This is a genomic window from Bifidobacterium sp. ESL0822 (assembly GCF_052606675.1).
In genome coordinates this window covers 490,783-507,870 of sequence record NZ_CP199596.1, presented here as the reverse complement: position 1 = coordinate 507,870, position 17,088 = coordinate 490,783, and the positions used below count along the sequence as shown (strand labels likewise).

At 64.2% G+C, this 17,088-nt stretch carries 12 protein-coding genes; 3 read left to right on the top strand and 9 right to left on the bottom strand.

Annotated features, from left to right (window positions below; all coding sequences use genetic code 11):
- Nucleotides 1-55 precede the first annotated feature (55 nt).
- The 8 genes from tpiA to ACUIAF_RS02025 all read right to left on the bottom strand — a co-directional run bounded on the left by tpiA (nt 56) and on the right by ACUIAF_RS02025 (nt 11,200).
- Entirely contained in the window at nt 56-838 is a 783-nt protein-coding gene (tpiA, locus tag ACUIAF_RS02060; RefSeq protein WP_110417217.1) for a triose-phosphate isomerase, read from the bottom strand.
- A 90-nt stretch (nt 839-928) separates the two neighbouring features.
- Complete coding sequence (locus tag ACUIAF_RS02055) at nt 929-2,125, bottom strand: phosphoglycerate kinase (protein WP_110417218.1); 1,197 nt, start codon at nt 2,123-2,125, stop codon at nt 929-931.
- Nucleotides 2,126-2,204: 79 nt separating this feature from the next.
- Complete coding sequence (gene whiA, locus ACUIAF_RS02050) at nt 2,205-3,164, bottom strand: DNA-binding protein WhiA (protein ID WP_015021838.1); 960 nt, start codon at nt 3,162-3,164, stop codon at nt 2,205-2,207.
- A gap of 120 nt (nt 3,165-3,284) precedes the next feature.
- The gene (gene rapZ, locus ACUIAF_RS02045; protein WP_015021839.1) at nt 3,285-4,178 is read right to left on the bottom strand and encodes an RNase adapter RapZ; all 894 of its coding nucleotides are present in this window, start codon (nt 4,176-4,178) and stop codon (nt 3,285-3,287) included.
- Nucleotides 4,179-4,180: 2 nt separating this feature from the next.
- Nucleotides 4,181-5,155, bottom strand: a complete 975-nt coding sequence (locus tag ACUIAF_RS02040) for a shikimate dehydrogenase family protein (RefSeq protein ID WP_445338873.1) — start codon at nt 5,153-5,155, stop codon at nt 4,181-4,183.
- Nucleotides 5,156-5,216: 61 nt separating this feature from the next.
- Nucleotides 5,217-7,517: an excinuclease ABC subunit UvrC gene (gene uvrC, locus ACUIAF_RS02035; RefSeq protein WP_445338872.1), complete on the bottom strand. Its 2,301-nt coding sequence runs from the start codon at nt 7,515-7,517 to the stop codon at nt 5,217-5,219.
- Nucleotides 7,514-10,462, bottom strand: a complete 2,949-nt coding sequence (gene uvrA / locus ACUIAF_RS02030) for an excinuclease ABC subunit UvrA (RefSeq protein ID WP_445339143.1) — start codon at nt 10,460-10,462, stop codon at nt 7,514-7,516. Before uvrA ends, uvrC begins: the two co-directional genes overlap by 4 nt.
- A 135-nt stretch (nt 10,463-10,597) precedes the next feature.
- Nucleotides 10,598-11,200 carry a DNA-3-methyladenine glycosylase I gene (locus tag ACUIAF_RS02025; protein ID WP_198218163.1) on the bottom strand — a complete coding sequence of 201 codons (603 nt, stop codon included), beginning with the start codon at nt 11,198-11,200 and terminating at the stop codon, nt 10,598-10,600.
- A gap of 185 nt (nt 11,201-11,385) precedes the next feature.
- Between ACUIAF_RS02025 and ACUIAF_RS02020 the strand changes: the two genes are divergently transcribed.
- Entirely contained in the window at nt 11,386-12,591 is a 1,206-nt protein-coding gene (locus ACUIAF_RS02020) for a TspO/MBR family protein (RefSeq protein ID WP_445338871.1), read from the top strand.
- A 117-nt stretch (nt 12,592-12,708) separates the two neighbouring features.
- On the top strand, nt 12,709-14,310 hold the full coding sequence (locus ACUIAF_RS02015) for an ABC-F family ATP-binding cassette domain-containing protein (protein WP_445338870.1): 1,602 nt from the start codon (nt 12,709-12,711) through the stop codon (nt 14,308-14,310).
- Nucleotides 14,311-14,357: 47 nt separating this feature from the next.
- On the opposite strand, the gene ACUIAF_RS02010 is transcribed toward ACUIAF_RS02015, so the two are convergent.
- Nucleotides 14,358-15,047: an MgtC/SapB family protein gene (locus ACUIAF_RS02010; protein ID WP_015021846.1), complete on the bottom strand. Its 690-nt coding sequence runs from the start codon at nt 15,045-15,047 to the stop codon at nt 14,358-14,360.
- A 133-nt stretch (nt 15,048-15,180) separates the two neighbouring features.
- On the opposite strand from ACUIAF_RS02010, the gene ACUIAF_RS02005 reads away from it, so the two are divergent.
- Nucleotides 15,181-17,088: a bifunctional ADP-dependent NAD(P)H-hydrate dehydratase/NAD(P)H-hydrate epimerase gene (locus ACUIAF_RS02005; protein WP_445338869.1), complete on the top strand. Its 1,908-nt coding sequence runs from the start codon at nt 15,181-15,183 to the stop codon at nt 17,086-17,088.

Sequence of the window (17,088 nt, the reverse complement as noted above, 5' to 3'; positions counted from 1 at the left end):
ATACCTCCATGTAAGGAACTGGGAACAAGTATACAGATACCCGGGGAAAAACGCATCAGCCCTTGGCGGCCAGTCGCACGATTCGCGAGAATTCCTCCACATCCAGGGAGGCGCCGCCCACCAGGAAGCCGTCCACGTCCGGCTGGGTGATCATCTGGGAGGCGTTCTTGGAGGTGACCGAGCCGCCGTAGAGGATGCGCACGGCCTGGCCGGCTGGCTCCCCGAACTTGTTTGAGATGTGGTCGCGGATGGCCCTGGCGGCCTGCTGGGCGGTGTCGGGAGTAGCGACCATGCCGGTACCGATGGCCCATACCGGTTCGTAGGCCACGATCAGGTTAGCCATGTCCTCCTTGGCCAGGTCTCGGGTGACGTCATTGACCTGTCCTACAGCGAAGTCCAGCTGTATGCCCTGGCGACGCTCCTCGTAGCTCTCCCCCACGCAGAGGATGGGCTTCATGTCCGCAGCCAGGACGGCCCGGACCTGGTCGACGATGTTGGCATCATCCTCCGGATGGTACTTGCGCCGCTCGGAATGGCCCACGATGACGTAGCTGCAGCCCAGCTGAGCCAGCATGTCGGCGGACACGTCCCCCGTAAAGGCCCCTTGAGCGGTGACCGAGACGGCCTGTGCCCCGTATTCGATGGGCAGATTGTCGGCCTCCACCAGCACCTGGACGGAACGCAGGGCGGTGAAGGCGGGCATCAGAGCCACCTGGCAACGCCTGCGGTCGAAGTGGGCGTCGCGCAGGAGCCAGGCCAGCTTCTGTACGAAATAGGTGGCTTCCAGGTGGTCGAAGTTCATCTTCCAATTGCCGGCCACCAGGGGAATGCGTGCCATACCAGACCTTTCCATCCGCGCAACAACAGCAATGCCGGGCCGCCGGATGCGAAACCCGGTGACCCGGCATTACCCGTCTGTTTGCCGATTTTACTCCAGCACCTTCAGCCCCGGAAGCTCCTTGCCCTCAAGGAACTCCAGCGAGGCACCGCCGCCGGTGGAGATGTGCGAGAAGCCATCCTCGGGGAAGCCCAGATTGCGCACGGCTGAGGCGGAGTCACCGCCGCCGACGATTGTGAAGGCTCCGGCCTTGGTGGCATCGACCAGCCCCTGGGCCACAGCCCTGGTGCCATCGGCGAATGCCGGGAACTCGAAGACGCCCATGGGTCCGTTCCAGACCACGGTCTTGGAGTCCACGATCTTGTCGTGGAAGAGCTTCTGGGAGTCGGGACCGATGTCCAGACCCATCTTGTCTGCGGGGATGCCGTCGGCAGGAACCACCTGGTGGGGCGAATCCGCCTTGAACTCATCAGCCACCACGATGTCGGTGGGCAGGACCAGCTCCACGCCCTTCTCGCGGGCGGTGGCGATGTAGCCCTTGACGGTGTCGACCTGGTCCTCCTCCAGCAGGGAGGAGCCGACCTCATAGCCCTCGGCCTTGAGGAAGGTGAAGACCATGCCGCCGCCGATGACCAGACGGTCGGCCTTGCTGAGCAGGTTCTCGATGACGCCCAGCTTGTCGGAGACCTTGGAGCCGCCCAGGACCACAGTGAAGGGGCGCTCGGGGTTCTCGGTCGCCTTGGACAGGGCCTTGACTTCCTTCTCGACCAGCAGGCCGGCTGCGGACGGCAGGAACTTGGCTACGGAGTAATTGGAGCCCTGGGCCCGGTGGACCACGCCGAATCCGTCGGAGACGAAGACGTCGCCCAGATCGGCGATCTTGCGGGCATAGGCGTCACGCTCGGCCTCGTCCTTGCTGGTCTCCTCGGGGTTGTAGCGCACATTCTGCAGCAGGACCACGTCGCCGTCGTTCATGGCGGCCACCTTGGCATGGGCATCGGGGCCGTAGGTGTCCTCAGCCAGAGGAACCTGCACGCCCAGCAGCTCACCCAGCCGAGCGGCAACGGGGGCCAGGCTCAGCTCGGGAACGACCTTGCCCTTGGGGCGACCCAGGTGGGCCATAAGGATGACCTTGGCGCCCTGGCCACGAAGCTGCTCGATGGTTGGCAAGGCGGCGCGGATGCGGCCGTCGTCCGTAATGGTGGTGCCGTCCAGCGGCACGTTGAAGTCCGCGCGGACGAGCACGCGCTTGCCCTTGAGATCACCGAGGCTCTTCAGTGTTTTCATGCGTATCCTTTCTGACTGCGGGTCCATGCGCCCGCTCCCCTGCCATGGTACTCAGGCAGACCGACCTGTGTGAGCTATCTCACTCTTGTTTGGCCTGCTCCTCGGCCCTCTTCTTTTCCACCTTGGTGGCCAGCTGCAGAAGACGGCGGATGCGCCCGGCGATGGCATCCTTGGTGACCGGCGGATCAGCCAGGCGGCCCAGCTCTTCGAGGGAGGCCTCACGGTGATCCAGACGAAGCTGGCCGGCTGCACGCAGATTCTCGGGGATGTCGTCGCCCAGAATTTCAAAGGCCTTGGTGACCTTGGCGCTGGCCTCGACGGCTGCCTTGGCGGAGCGGCGCATGTTGGCGTCGTCGAAGTTGGCCAGGCGGTTGGCCTTGCCACGGGATTCACCGTCGCTGCGCTTGCCGGTCCACTCCCTGGAGGACTTGGGGGCGCCCATGAGGTTGAGCATGCGTTCGATGACGTCCGGGTCGCGCAGGGTGACGCGCTCGGAGCTGCGCACCTGGCGGGCCTTGGCGTTGATGCCCAGACGGCGGGCTGCGCCCACCAGGGCCAGGGCGGCCTCGGATCCGGGGCAGACGATTTCCAGGTAGGAGGCCTTGCCCGGGTCGGACAGCTCGCCATGGGCCAGGAAGGCCCCTCTCCAGGCGGCCTTGACCTGGGCGATGTTGCCGGAGACTATGTCGGCGGGAAGACCACGAACCGGATGCTTGCGGCGGTCCAGCAGACCGGTCTGCAGGGCCAGGGCACCGCCCGCCCGCAGCACGCGGACCGAGTAGCGGGTCAGGTTCCCGGTGGGGGCCTGCCTGTTGACCTGAATCAGATCGGAATCATGACCATAGACGTCCCTGATGGTGTTCTGCAACCACTGCGCTGCCGGCAGGGAGTCGAATTGCGCTTCCACCACAATGTGGCGCTGAATGATGTGCAGACCGCCACCGAAGCGGATCATGGCCGCCGATTGTGCTTTCTTGGCAGAGGGGGGTTCGTTGTCAATCGCGGCCAGCTCGCTTTTGACATCATCAAGTAGGGCCAAGAGCCGTCCTCCTACGAAAAAATACTGAAAAATGAATACTTCCAGGCCGCGCGACACACCAGCCGTGCAAACCACCGGATTACTGTGATACCGAATATCTTGGACAAATTGCGCCTTTGGCTATCCGCGGGAACGGTGCGGCAGCTCGCGGGCCGAGACGGTCACCTCCATTCCCCGGGACCGCAAACGGGCGGCCAGAGCGTCGGCCATGGCCACCGAGCGGTGCTGTCCGCCAGTGCAGCCAAAGGCGATGGTCACATAGTGCTTGTCCTCACGCGCATAGCCGCTGAGCGCGGTCAGAATGGCGGTGGTGTATGCATCCAGGAACTCCTTGGCTCCCTTGCTGGCCATCACATAGTCACGGACGGGGCCATCATGGCCATTCAGGTCGCGCAGCTCGGGAACCCAGTAGGGGTTGGGCAGGAAGCGGACGTCGGCGACGAAGTCGGCATCGATGGGCAGGCCGTACTTGAATCCGAAGCTCATGATGTGCACGCCCACGGTGGTCGGACCGGAGCCCAGGATCATTTCATAGAGTCGGGTTGAGAGCTGGTGGATGCTCAGGTTGGAGGTGTCGATGACTATATCTGCGCGCTCCTTGAGTCCACCCAGCAGGCGGCGCTCTTCGTGGATGCCGTCGATCAGGCGGCCCGAGCCCTGCAGGGGGTGGGGACGGCGGACGGACTCATATCGTTTGACCAGCACCTGATCGGAGGCATCCAGAAAGAGGATGCGGCAACGTACGCCCAGGTCGTCCAGATGGCTGAGCACAGCTGACAGGTCGTCGAAGTAGGAGCGGGAGCGAACATCGATGACGGCAGCCAGGCGGTGCAGGGAGCTCCCGGCCGAGGTCATCATGTCGACCAGTGGCACCAGCAGGCGCGGGGGCATGTTGTCGACCACATACCAGCCCATGTCCTCCATGGAATCGGCAGCGCGGGAGCGGCCTGCGCCGGACATGCCCGTGATCAGCAATACTTCGAAGCCTGCGAAGGGTGGTTTTTCCGTCGTCATCGTCATGCCTCCCTCAAAGCTTGGTCCATAGCAGCCACCGGAACAGCGGCCAGGGGTCGGTCGGTCATCAGTGCCACCTGACGCACGGCCTGATAGAGCAACATGCGTTCACCGCTTATCACCCGAGCGCCCGGCTGGCGGCGGAAGGCCCTCATGAGCGGGGTGGGCCGGGGGTCATAGACCACGTCGAGCAGGACCGGACCCAGTCTTCCATCTTCGTCGGCCTCGGCCCTCTCGGCTGTGCTGAGCAGACGGGCAAGGGGATCGGCTGCACCCGAAGGCAGGGTGGAGACGACAATATCAGCCCTGGTCAAAGCTCTTTGGGCTGCCTCAGCCTGATCCATAGCGGTGACCGTTGGTTCGGGCAGACCCAATCGGGAAGCAAGGTCCAACATGTGGTCGCAGTGTTCCGGGTTGCGAGCCAGCAGATCCACACGCTCGACCCTCAGCACCTTCAAGGCGCAGAAGGCGGACTCGGCTGTATTCCCATTGCCGATGACCAGGGCCTGCGCCCCTGGGTACGGTTGATCGGGAAGCCGGTCCTGCCGGCCCTGGCCGGCAGCCTCCAGAAGGGCGGCCAGATCGTCAGGGTCCTCATCGGCCCGGCAGCGGTCGGCTGCTTCCAAGAGGGCAGCTACAATCCCCTCTACATCTGTGTTGTACAAAGAGATGCCTTTGGCGGGGCCGCCCTGTGCAAAGACTGCTGTGTTGGCCACTCCTAGGGTTTTGGACCAGCAGTCGCGAAAATCTCCCAGGGGGCCAACAGCACTCTTCAAGGGCATGGTCAGGCTTAGTCCTGCCCAGGACGGGTCAAGGCCGTGGATAAAGTCCGCAAGACAGTCAGCGTCCATGCACACCCGGTCGTAGCGCCAGCCGTCCAGGCCCAGTGCTGCATAGGCTGATCCATGCAGGAGGGGCGAAAGAGAATGGCTGATTGGGTCGCCCAGGACGGCACAACGACGATCAGGTCCATTCATATCCGCAATCACGCACCAATCAAGATCAGGGCACGGCCCTCTGCCAGCCTCCTGAGCCATTTTATCGCTGGCTGTCCCCGGTTTGGTCCTGGTCACTGTGTAGGGCCTGGTAGATGGCCTCGGCCTTGGCGGAGCCGATGCCCTTGACGGCCTTCAGCTCCTCCTGGGAGGCCTGGCGCATGCGCTTGACCGACCCGAAGTGATTGAGCAGCTTCTTCTGGTAGGCAGGGCCGATGCCCGGAATCTCGTCCAGGGCCGAACGGAGGGCACCCTTGCGCCGGGTCTGCCGGTGGTAGGTGATTGCGAAGCGGTGGGACTCGTCGCGCACCCGCTGCAGTAGGTACATGCCCTCGGACTGGCGCTTGAGGATGATGGGATAGTCGTCGTCAGGCACCCAGACCTCCTCCAGGCGCTTTGCCAGGCCGCACAGTGCCACATCGTCCACGCCGCAGTCGTGCAGGGCCCGGGCGGCCGCGGTCACCTGGGGCTTGCCGCCATCGACCACGATCAGGTTGGGCTTGTAAGCGAAGTGGCGGGCGGCGGTGTTCTGCTGGACGATGGCTCCCTCCTCCTGCTCCACCAACTCGGGTGCCTTGTCGCTGGCCTTTCGCTCGGCCTCCATGCTGTCGCCGCTATCGCCGGCGATGTTGCCGTGACGGAAGCGCCGGGTCAGGGTCTCGTAGATGGCACTCGTGTCGTCTATAGCGCCCTTGCCGTCCTCGCCGCGGATGGCGAATCGACGGTACTCGGACTTCTTGGGGACTGCGTCCTCGAAGACCACCATGGAGGCCACCTGGAACTGGCCGCCCACGGTGTTGGAGATGTCGTAGCACTCGATGCGCAGCGGGGCGCGGTCCAGCCCGAGGGCCTTGGCCACGTCGTTCATGGCCTGGGTGCGGGTGCCCATGTCGCTCATGCGGCTGAGCTTGCTGCGCTGCAGGGCCTGACGGGCGTTGGCGTTGGCCCGGTCCATCAGGGACTTCTTCTCCCCCCGGCTGGCCACCCGAATGGTCACTGCGGATCCGCGCAGCTCCCGCAGCCACTCCTGCAGGTCACCGGTCCGATCCGGCTGGATGGGGACAATGACCTCGGGAGGCACGGGCGAGATGGGGGCCAGCAGGTCGGCACGACCGGTCTGATCCTGATGCTGGTGTCGGCTCCTGGTGGCCCTGGCCCGGGCTTCTGCATCCAGGGCCGTGACCTTCTGGGTGGAGCCCATGGCATCCCTGTCCTGGCTGATGGAGACAGGGGTAGCCGACTCTCCGGGCAGCTTATGCAGCTCGCTGTCGTTCTCATTCATCAGGTCCGAGTAGACCTGCACCAGCAGGTCGCTGATCAGTTCGCTGTCGGAGACGTCCTCGACCCGCTCCACGCTCCAGTTGCGTTCTCCGCGGATGGCTCCTGAGCGCACGAAGAAGGCGTGGACCGAGGCTTCCAGTTCGTCGGAGGCCACACCGAAGACGTCCACATCCACGTTGGAGGCGAAGGCGACGGCATTCCGCTCGATGACCGTGTCCAGCATGGCAATCTGGTCGCGCAGGCGGGCGGCCTTCTCGAAGTCCAGCTCCTTGCTGGCCTTCTGCATGCTCCTGGTCAGCCCGGCACGGTAGCTCTTGCCCAGCCTGCCGGTGATGACCCCGGTCAGCTCCGTGCACAGACGCCGGTGGTCGCTGGCGCTGATCCGGCCCACGCAGGGGGCCGAGCACTTGCCGATGGAGGCCAGCAGGCAGGGGCGGCCGCTGAGCTTGGCCTTGCGGAAGACACCGGGGGTGCAGGTGCGCACCGGGTAGGTTTTGAGCAGGGCATCCAGGGTGTGCTTCATGTCCCAGACCTTAGCGTAGGGGCCGAAGTAACGGGTGTCATGCCGCTTGCGCACGCGGGTCATCCAGACCCGGGGAAACTCCTCCCCCACGGAAACGGCCAGGTAGGGGTAGGTCTTGTCATCCCGCAGCTTGACGTTGAAGCGAGGATCGAACTCCTTGATCCAGGTGTATTCCAGGGTCAGGGACTCAAGGTCGGTGCCCACCACGGTCCACTCCAGGCTCCGGGCCGTCAGCACCATGGTCTGGGTGCGCGGATGCAGGTTTTCCAGGGGCTGGAAGTAGTTGGTCAGACGGTTGCGTAGGTTCTTGGCCTTGCCCACGTATATGACCCGACCATCGCCGTCCCGCCACTTGTAGACCCCCGGCTGGGCGGGGATGTCCGAGGTCTTGGGGCGGAAGAGGTCGCGGCTGTCCCCCAGCAGGGGTGCGCCGTTCTTGTTGACGCCGGTCGTGGTGCCGGTGGCTGACTCCTCTTCCAGGGCTTGGGCGGTGCGTCGCCATACCTGCGGCGTGTGCCGCTCGAAGCAGCTGCGGGTCATGATCGAGTGGCCTTGGCTACCTTGGCGGGATCCAGCATGGGCTTCAGATACTTGCCGGTCCAGCTGTCCGGATTGGCGGCCACCTGCTCGGGAGTGCCCTGGGCCACCACGGTGCCGCCGCCGTCGCCGCCCTCGGGTCCCAGATCGATGATCCAGTCGGCGGTCTTGATCACATCCAGGTTGTGCTCTATGACGATGACCGTGTTGCCCTTGTCGACCAGGCCGTGCAGGACCTTGAGCAGCTTGCGGACATCCTCGAAGTGCAGACCCGTGGTGGGCTCGTCCAGGATATATACGGTCTTGCCATCGGAGCGCCGCTGCAGCTCGGTGGCCAGCTTGACCCGCTGGGACTCGCCTCCTGACAGGGTCGGAGCCGGCTGTCCCAGGCGGATATAGCCCAGACCCACGTCCACCAGGGTGTCCAGGTAGCGGGCGATGGAGGGATAGGCCTTGAAGAAGTGCGCGGCCTCCTCGATGGGCATGTCCAGCACGTCCGAGACGGTCTTGCCGTTGTAGGTAACCTCCAGGGTCTCCCTGTTGTAGCGCTTGCCATGGCAGGTCTCGCACTGGACGTAGACATCGGGCAGGAAGTTCATCTCGATCTTGATGGTTCCGTCACCGTGGCAGGTCTCGCAACGGCCACCCTTGACGTTGAAGGAGAATCGGCCTGGACCGTAGCCACGCACCTGGGCCTCGGGGGTCTTGGCGAAGAGCTGGCGGATCTTGTCCCAGACACCGGTATAGGTGGCCGGGTTGGAGCGCGGGGTGCGGCCGATGGGGTTCTGGTCCACGTGGATGACCTTGCGTACCTGGTCCACGCCCTCCACCCGGGTGTGCTTGCCGGGCACGATGCGGGCGTTGTTGAGTTGGTCGGCCAGAACCGGATAGAGGATGGAGTTGACCAGGGTGGACTTGCCTGAGCCTGAGACACCGGTGACCAGGGTCATGACCCCCAGCGGGAAGGAGACCTTGAGGTTCTTCAGGTTGTTCTCACGAGCCCCCATCACGGTCAGCTGTCTGGTCTTGCTGGTCTTGCGGCGGCGCTTGGGTACCTCGATGGAACGGCGACCGGCGATGTAGTCGGCGGTGATGGAGCGGGAGGCCTTGACCAGGTCCTGCGAGCGCCCGGAGAAGATGACCTCCCCGCCATGCTCGCCGGCCCCCGGGCCGATGTCGACCAGCCAGTCGGCCTGGCGGATGGTGTCCTCGTCGTGCTCGACCACAATCAGGGTGTTGCCCAGGTCGCGCAGCCGTTGCAGAGTCTTGATCAGCCGGTCGTTGTCCCGCTGGTGCAGGCCGATGGAGGGCTCGTCCAGCACATACATGACACCCACCAGGCCCGAACCGATCTGGGTGGCCAGGCGGATGCGCTGGGCCTCGCCTCCGGAGAGGGTTGCCGCAGCCCTGGACAGGGTCAGGTAGTTCAGGCCCACATCGTTGAGGAAGCGCAGACGGGCGCGGATCTCCTTGAGGACCTCGCCGGCGATCTTGGCCTGGGCGCCCTCCATGTGCAGGCCCTCAACCCATTTCAGACTGGCGGACACGGCCATGTCGCAGACCTGGGCGATGGACAGGCCGTCCACGGTCACGGCCAGCACCTCGGGCTTCAGACGCTTGCCCTGGCAGACCTGGCAGGGCACCTCGCGCATGTAGGACTCGTAGTACTGCTTCATGGGCTGCGAGTCGGTCTCGTCGTGGCGGCGCATCAGGGTGCGGACCACGCCTTCGAACCCGGTGGTGTACTCGCGCAGGCGGCCCCAGCGGTTCCGGTAGGAGACATCCACCTTGAAGTCGTGCCCGTACATGACGGCGTGACGGACTTCCTCGGGCAGATCCCTCCAAGGGGTCGAGGTGGAGAAGCCCATTTCCTTGGCCAGGCCGTCCAACAGGTGGCCGTAGAAGCGCTGCTGGCTCTTGGTACCGCTCCAGGGCTCCACGGCCCCGTCCTTGAGACTCTTGTCAGGGTCGGGCACCACCAACTCAGGGTCGATCTCCAGGTTGAATCCCAGGCCGGTGCAGGCTGGGCAGGCTCCGTAGGGGGCATTGAAGGAGAAGGTCCTGGGCTCGATCTCGTCCAGTTCCAACTCGTGGCCGTTGGGGCAGGACCGCTTCTCGGAGAAGGGCTGGCGACGCTCGGGATCCTTGGCATCCAGATCCACGAAGTCGGCCACCACGGTCCCCTTGGCCAGTCGCAGGGCGGTTTCCACGGAGTCGGTCAGCCGCTGGCGCATGCCCTCGCGGATGACCAGCCGGTCCACGACCACCTCGATGGTGTGCTTCTTCTGCTTGGTCAGCTTGATGGAGTCGGACAGCTGGTGCATGTCCCCGTCGATGATGGCCCTGGAGTAGCCGTCGGAGCGCAGGAGCTCAAGGGTCTCCACGAACTCGCCCTTGCGGCCTTTGACGATGGGAGCCAGCAGCTGGAAACGGGTCCCCTCCGGCCTGGACATGAGGGTGTCGACGATCTGCTGCGGCGACTGGGCGCGCACCTCGGCCCCGCAGACCGGGCAGTGGGGAATGCCTGTCCTGGCGAAGAGCAGACGCAGGTAGTCGTAGACTTCGGTGATGGTGCCCACGGTGGACCGGGGGTTGCGGTTGGTGGTCTTCTGATCGATGGAGACGGCAGGACTCAGGCCCTCGATGAAGTCCACGTCGGGCTTGTCCATCTGGCCCAGGAACTGGCGGGCATAGGCTGAGAGGGACTCCACATAGCGGCGCTGACCCTCGGCGAAGAGGGTGTCAAAGGCCAGGGAGGACTTGCCGGAGCCTGACAGACCGGTGAAGACCACCATCCGGTTGCGGGGTATGGACAGGTTGACGTTCTTGAGGTTGTGGGCCCGGGCGCCCTGGATGACGATTTTGCGGTCGTTGGGCACCATGGACAGGTCCGCCACCAGGGACCCCTTGGATTCGATCATGCGCGGGTTCTCGATGGCCGCGTCCATTGTCGACTTAGGCTTGTTCTGCTGCTTCACGTGCTTCCCATCCGCTTCCCTGAAGACCCATGGCCAAGGCTGAGGCCAAAGCCTGACCATAATATCGCCGGGGCCGAATAATTCGAACAGGTGTTCGACGATGGCTTAGATGGCCGGGTCCGGCGGATCCAGCGGCGGGCGGCAGCAGCCGTTGAGGAAGCAGTCGTGCTGATGGTCGTTGATCATGCCGGCCGCCTGGAGGAAGGAGTGGACCGTCACGGGCCCCAGGAAGCGCAGACCCAGGTCACGCATGTCCTTACAGACGATGGCCGACAGATGGTCGTAGCGTGGTATGGATGAATCGTCCGGGTAGTCGTGGTTGATGGTCAGCCCGCCGGTGAAGGACCAGCAGTAGCGGTCGAACTCCTCCCCGGGAAAGTGGCGGGCGATCAGGGCGGCGTTGGCCACCGTGGCTTCGATTTTCCGTCGATTGCGGATGATGGCCGGGTCGGCCATGAGAGAGTCGATGCGGCCGGCATCGAAGGCGGCGACCGATTGAATATCGAAGTTGTCGAAATCCTTGAGGAGGGCCTGGCGGCGATGCAGAACCAGTTGCCAGCTGAGTCCGCACTGGAATATCTCCAGGGAGAGCATGGCGAAGAGCCTTTGGGAGCCGTGCAGGGGGCGGCCCCACTCGCGGTCGTGATAGCTGCGCATAAGCGGATCAGCCACCTGAGCCCAGTCGCATCGATGTGAAGGTTCGGCCATGATGCACTCCCCTTTCCAGCGTTCGGCTTCAGGCTAGCATCGGCGGCCGCCCGGGCCGGGTGGTCAATACCACCGAGCAAGGCTGGCCGATTTAGAGTTGAGACAGAGGCCGGCCGGCTCGTGCCCGGGGACATCCCCACGGCGGGCAGCAGGGTTGCGGCCGGCAAGGAGAGGAAGCATGTGCCATGACTGACAAGGACAATCCGCGCAGACTCTGGACAGACGATGAGGACCCGGTCGAGAGGGCCAAGCGCACTTCCCCTGCCATGCAGGGCAGCCAATCGGCTTCGGGATCGACTTCGGCAACCGGGAGTTCAAGGAATGGAAGTTCGGCATCGTCTGATGCGTCGGCTTCGAATTCATCGACTCCGAATTCGTCTACTTCAAATTCATCCAGCTCGGGTTCATCGCCTTCGGTAGCCGCAGCCAAGCGGTCCGGGGATTCGTCGAAGAAGGCATCGACTGGAAAAGCCAGTGCCGATGAGACCACCAACAAAGGCAAGAGCAGTTCTGATCGCAGCGGCAATGAGGCAGCACAGGGATCAAACCAAGCACAGAACCAGCAGCAAAAGCAGGGTCAGACCGAAAAGGAGCAGGAATCCTCCAAGGGCCGAGGCTGGAAGCTGTTCGAGGACATCCTGCTCTGGGTGGCCTGGGTGGCCATGGTGGGTTTCAACGGCTATGCGGAGGTCTACCACTTCAATGGCACGACAGTTGGAGGCCTGGCTCGCAAGGTGGACCTTTGGATCATGCCCGCCGGCTACGTCTTCGCCATCTGGGGGGTCATCTACATCGCCCTGGCCATCTGGCTCTTCCGCTTCTGCCTGGCTGGTCCCAGCCGCAAGCGTCTGGGTTTCCTGCCCTTCACACTGAGCGGGCTGCTCTTCGTGGCCACCTGCTGCCTGAACATCGCCTGGCTGGCCCTGTGGCATATGGAGCGCAACTTCTGGGCACTGGTCATCATCCTCATTCTGACCGTGCTGGCTTGGATGCTCTACGCCCTGGTACGCAGGGATGCCACCAAGGCCGGGACCCCCACCGCCGCCAAGGCCCTGGACTGGATACCCCTGTCCATTTACGCCAGCTGGCTGAGCGTGGCCACCCTGGTCAATGCCGGATACATGGTGGTCGCCGGGCACGAGGTCGGCAGTGCCGTCCAGGGATTCGCCACCATCATCGTGGTCGGCGCCCTCCTGGCTGTCGCCTACCTGATGAACAGGCACGGGAAGGACTGGATCTTCGGCCTGGTGGTCATCTGGGCCTGCCTGGGCATCGGCATCAGGATCTTCTCCTTCGCGGCCGCCATGGGTGTGCTGGTCATCGCACTGACCGCTGTGGGCGCCTTCCTGGTCTACTTCCCCTGGAGCAAGTTCAGGCTGGTCCGTCGCTGACCCACCCGTGGTTCATCCATTGCCCCGTCAGCCGAGACGCACTGGCGGGGCTTACTTCTTGCTACCATGATTCCTTGCAAGTTTTGAATCCATGAGGAAAGCGGGGTCGGAGGCGGCATGGCTATTGAGGCGCAGGGACTTGAGATCCGAATAGGTGCCCGACTACTGCTGCAAGCCACCGACTTCCACGTGACCAAGGGCGACCGGATCGGCCTGGTGGGCCGCAACGGCGCCGGCAAGACCATGCTGACCCGGGTCATCACCGGCGACATGCTCCCCTCGGCCGGCAAGGTGCGGGTGACCGGACAGCTGGGATACCTGCCCCAGTCCACCCATGCCGGGGATTCAGAGCAGAGCGCCCTGGACCGGGTCATGAGCGCCCGGGACATCGCATCCATCATCCAGCGGATGCGCAAGGCCGAGACCGAGATGACCAGTCCAGATCCCAAGATCATGGAAAAGGCCATGAAGCGCTACGACAAGGCCCAGCAGGACTTTGAGAACGCCGGGGGATATGCGGCCCAATCGCAGGCCATTGTCATGGGTGAGAGCCTGGGGCTGAGCCAGGAGACCCTGCAGCAGGCACTGGGTACCCTCTCCGGCGGTCAGCGCCGACGGGTCGAGCTGGCCAGAATTCTGTTCTCTGACGCCGACACCCTGATTCTGGACGAGCCCACCAACCATCTGGATGCTGACTCCATCGAATGGCTAAAGGGCTACCTGCGTCGGTTCGAGGGCGGCTTCCTGATCATCTCACACTCCACCGAACTGCTGGACGAGACCGTCAACCGCATCTGGCACCTGGACGCCCAGCGCTCCTGCATCGACATGTACACCATGGGATGGAAGGCCTACCTGCGCCAGCGGGTGGTGGACGAGGAACGCCGACGCCGCGAACGCGAGGTGGCCGAGAAGAAGGCCGACCGACTGATGCGGCAGGGAATCCGTCTGCACGCCAAGGCCACCAAGGCCGTGGCGGCACAGAACATGATGCGTCGCGCCCAGCGTCTGCTGGCCGACACCCAGGAGGCGGAAAAGGCCGAAAAGGTGGCCGACCTGCGCTTCCCGGATCCCGCCCCCTGCGGCCGCACGCCCATCATGGCCGAGGACCTGTCCAAGGCCTACGGTTCCAACATCGTCTTCGCCGGCATCAACCTGGCCATCGATAAGGGCTCCCGGGTGGTCATCCTGGGTTACAACGGCGCCGGCAAGACCACTACCCTGCGGCTGCTGGCCGGCATCGAGCAGCCCGATACGGGCAAGGTGACCCTGGGGCATGGGGCCAAGATCGGCTACTTCGCCCAGGAGCACGACACACTGGATAACGATGTCACCGTTCTTGAGAACCTGCAGCATGTGGCCCCTGACCTGGACAACACCCAGGCGCGGACCATCCTTGGCTCCTTCCTCTTCTCAGGGGACGATGCCATGAAGCCCACCAAGGTGCTCTCCGGCGGAGAGAAGACCCGCCTGGCCCTGGCCACCCTGGTGACCAGCCGGGCCAACGTCCTGTTGCTGGACGAGCCCACCAACAACCTGGACCCCGCTTCGCGCGACGAGATACTGAAGGCCATCGCCAAGTACGAGGGGGCCATAGTGCTGGTCACCCACGACGAGGGGGCCGTCAAGGCACTCAACCCTGAGCGGGTCCTGCTCATGCCCGACGGAGATGAGGACCTCTGGAGCGACGACTACCTGGATCTGGTAGCCGAAGAGTAGCCAGCCACCGGTTGGCCCGTGCCAGCAGGTTGTATGTCGTCAGCGGGTCAGTCGTCCTCCCCCAGGACTTCCACGCCCTTGACACCTGGAGTCTGGCCGATGGATTCGACCAGCTCGGTCACATCACCCTTGCCCAGCAGGTTGACGGTGACATCGGCCCCCTTCCAGGCATCCCGGTGCAGCTCGTGGATGGTCAGCACCCGGGACTCGAAGCCCATGCGGGTGGCCAACAGCAGGGATTCGCGCAGGCAGCCGTGACCGTCCTGGTAAACAATGCGCAGAACCGTGTTCTGACGGTTGCGCAGGAACCACTTGAGGATGGGCGCGATGACCAGAACAGCCAGGAAGTAGAAGACGACCGCCAGGATGGCGATGGCGAAGAGCTGGACCCCGCAGGCCATGCCCACGGCGGCGGCCACCCAGATGGCGCTGGCCGTCGTCAGACCCTTGACCGAATCATGGTTGAAGAAGATGACCCCGGCACCGATGAAGCCGATGCCCGAGGCCACTCCGGCCGCGATTCGCGAGGCATCCCAGGAGTAGTTGCCTACAGCGGCCTGTATGCCATAGAGGGAGACCATGGTGAACAGGCAGCTGCCCAGACCCACCAGAATGTGGGTGCGGATGCCAGCGTCGTGTTTGAGGAACTCGCGCTCGAACCCGATCAGGCCACAGAGAACCACCGTCAAAACCACCGCCATGATCTGGCCCTGATTCGGCATTGCGAATCCCTGCATGATTTCCTTTCCTGCCCTCTTAAATAGGCAGACCTTATAACGCTTGCAGGACATGGCCATCGGATAGAGTGGAACCAGCACGTAGCCGGCCACGCCGCCGAACGTGGACCTGTTGAATGAGGGGTGTGATGCCATGAAGCCGTCACCAGATGAACGACGCGAAGCCCGCCGGACCCTGGCCACCAGCGCCTATTCCGCCGATATGATCAGATCATTGGAGCAGCCGTTTTTGGATGACGGGGTGCCCCTGATGCGTGTCGCCGCCGGATCCCTGGCCTCCGTGGCCGACGTCATGCTGACCCAGGCCGGGCTGGAGCCTGCAGGCGCCAGAATCGTTCTGCTGGCGGGGGCCGGCAACAATGGCGGCGACGGTCTCTATGCCTCGGCTGACCTGGCCGGACATGGGGCCGATGTGACCGTGGTGGCAACCGGTCGAAGCCTGCACCAGGGCGGGTTGGACGCCCTACTGCGTGCCGGCGGAGTAGTCACGGCCCTGGACCCCCAGGCGGCCATCCCCGGCTGTGAGACCCCCTCCGGACCGGACCAGGCATCCGAGGAGCTGGATCAGGCCCTGGAACTGTGCAGACAGGCGGATCTGATTATCGATGCCATGACCGGGATCGGCCTCAAGGGGGCGCTGCGCGGCATTCCCGCCGCTCTGGCCGCAGAACTGGGCATGGAGAGCGGTCTGCCCGACAGGCCCGCCTGGCACGACCCCGCCAGTCAGGATGGGCCACTGGTCCTGGCCGTGGATACCCCCTCCGGCTTGGATGTGGACGAGGGTACCCTGCCCGGCGCCTACATCCCGGCGGATGTGACCGTAACCATGGGAGCCATGAAACCCTGTCTGATGCTGCCCCCGGCCGCCTACGTCTGCGGCAGAATCGTCCTGGTGGACTTCGGTTTTGACACCTCGGCCCTGGTCCCCAGCGTCTCCTGTATGAGCGCGGAAGAATGCGCCAGTCTCCTGCGGGCGCCACGGGTGGATGACACCAAGTACAGCCGGGGCGTGGTCGGCCTGGTCACCGGATCCGCCCTCTACCATGGCGCAGGATTGCTCTCCAGCAAGGCTGCTGCCAGAGGCAACGTGGGCATGATCCGCTACTGCGGCCCCGAACAGGTGGGTGACTTGATCCTGCAGGAGCTGCCTGAGACAGTCCTGGGCCGGGGAAGGGTTGAATCCTGGGTGCTGGGCTCTGGTGTACCCACCGGGCAGGCCCAGGAGGCCGCCGGACCTGAAGGCCAGGACGGTCAGCGGGATCTGATTGCCGATATACTCAGCCGTCAGGCCGCCGACCTGGACGAGGATGAAGCAGCAGCCGACCCGCCGGTGGTAGTGGACGCCGGTGCTTTGGATCTGCTGCCGGACCGGCTGGGCCCGCGCACGGTGCTGACCCCACATGCTGGTGAAATGGCCGCTCTGCTCAATTCACATGGCGAGAACGTGGACGGCGACCAGGTCATGGCCGAACCCCTGCACTGGGCTATTCGAGCCTGTCAGCTTACCGGGGCCACCATTCTGCTCAAGGGAGCCATCACGCTGGTCGTCGGCGAGGACGGCACCGACCGTCCCCGCGTCATGACGACTGGTTTTGGCCCAGCCTGGCTGTCCACAGCCGGATCGGGAGACGTGCTCTCCGGAACCATCGGGGCCATGCTGGCCCAGAACGCCGGCCCAATCCAGGATGATGCCACGCTGATGGTGGATCTGACGGTTGCCGCGGCCTTCCTGCACGGGCTTGCCGGTTCCCTGGCCAGTGGCGGCAGGCAGACCGGCTGGGAGCAGCCGTTGATCTTCGACCCGCGCAAGCCCCAGGATTTCGTGGATCTGGTAACAGAGGACGACCAACCGGAAGGTCATGGATTTGCTACAGGACTCATAGGACAGCCAATCCGTGCCGGGCAGGTGGCCGATGCCCTCCCCAGGGCCATAGGTCTGGTGATGTCAAGGGCCGAGGGGACCACTGACCCTATCGAGCAATCCGCACAGGATGGGGACGATGCCTCCCTCTTCTTCGAGAACAGCTCGCTCTGGTTCTAA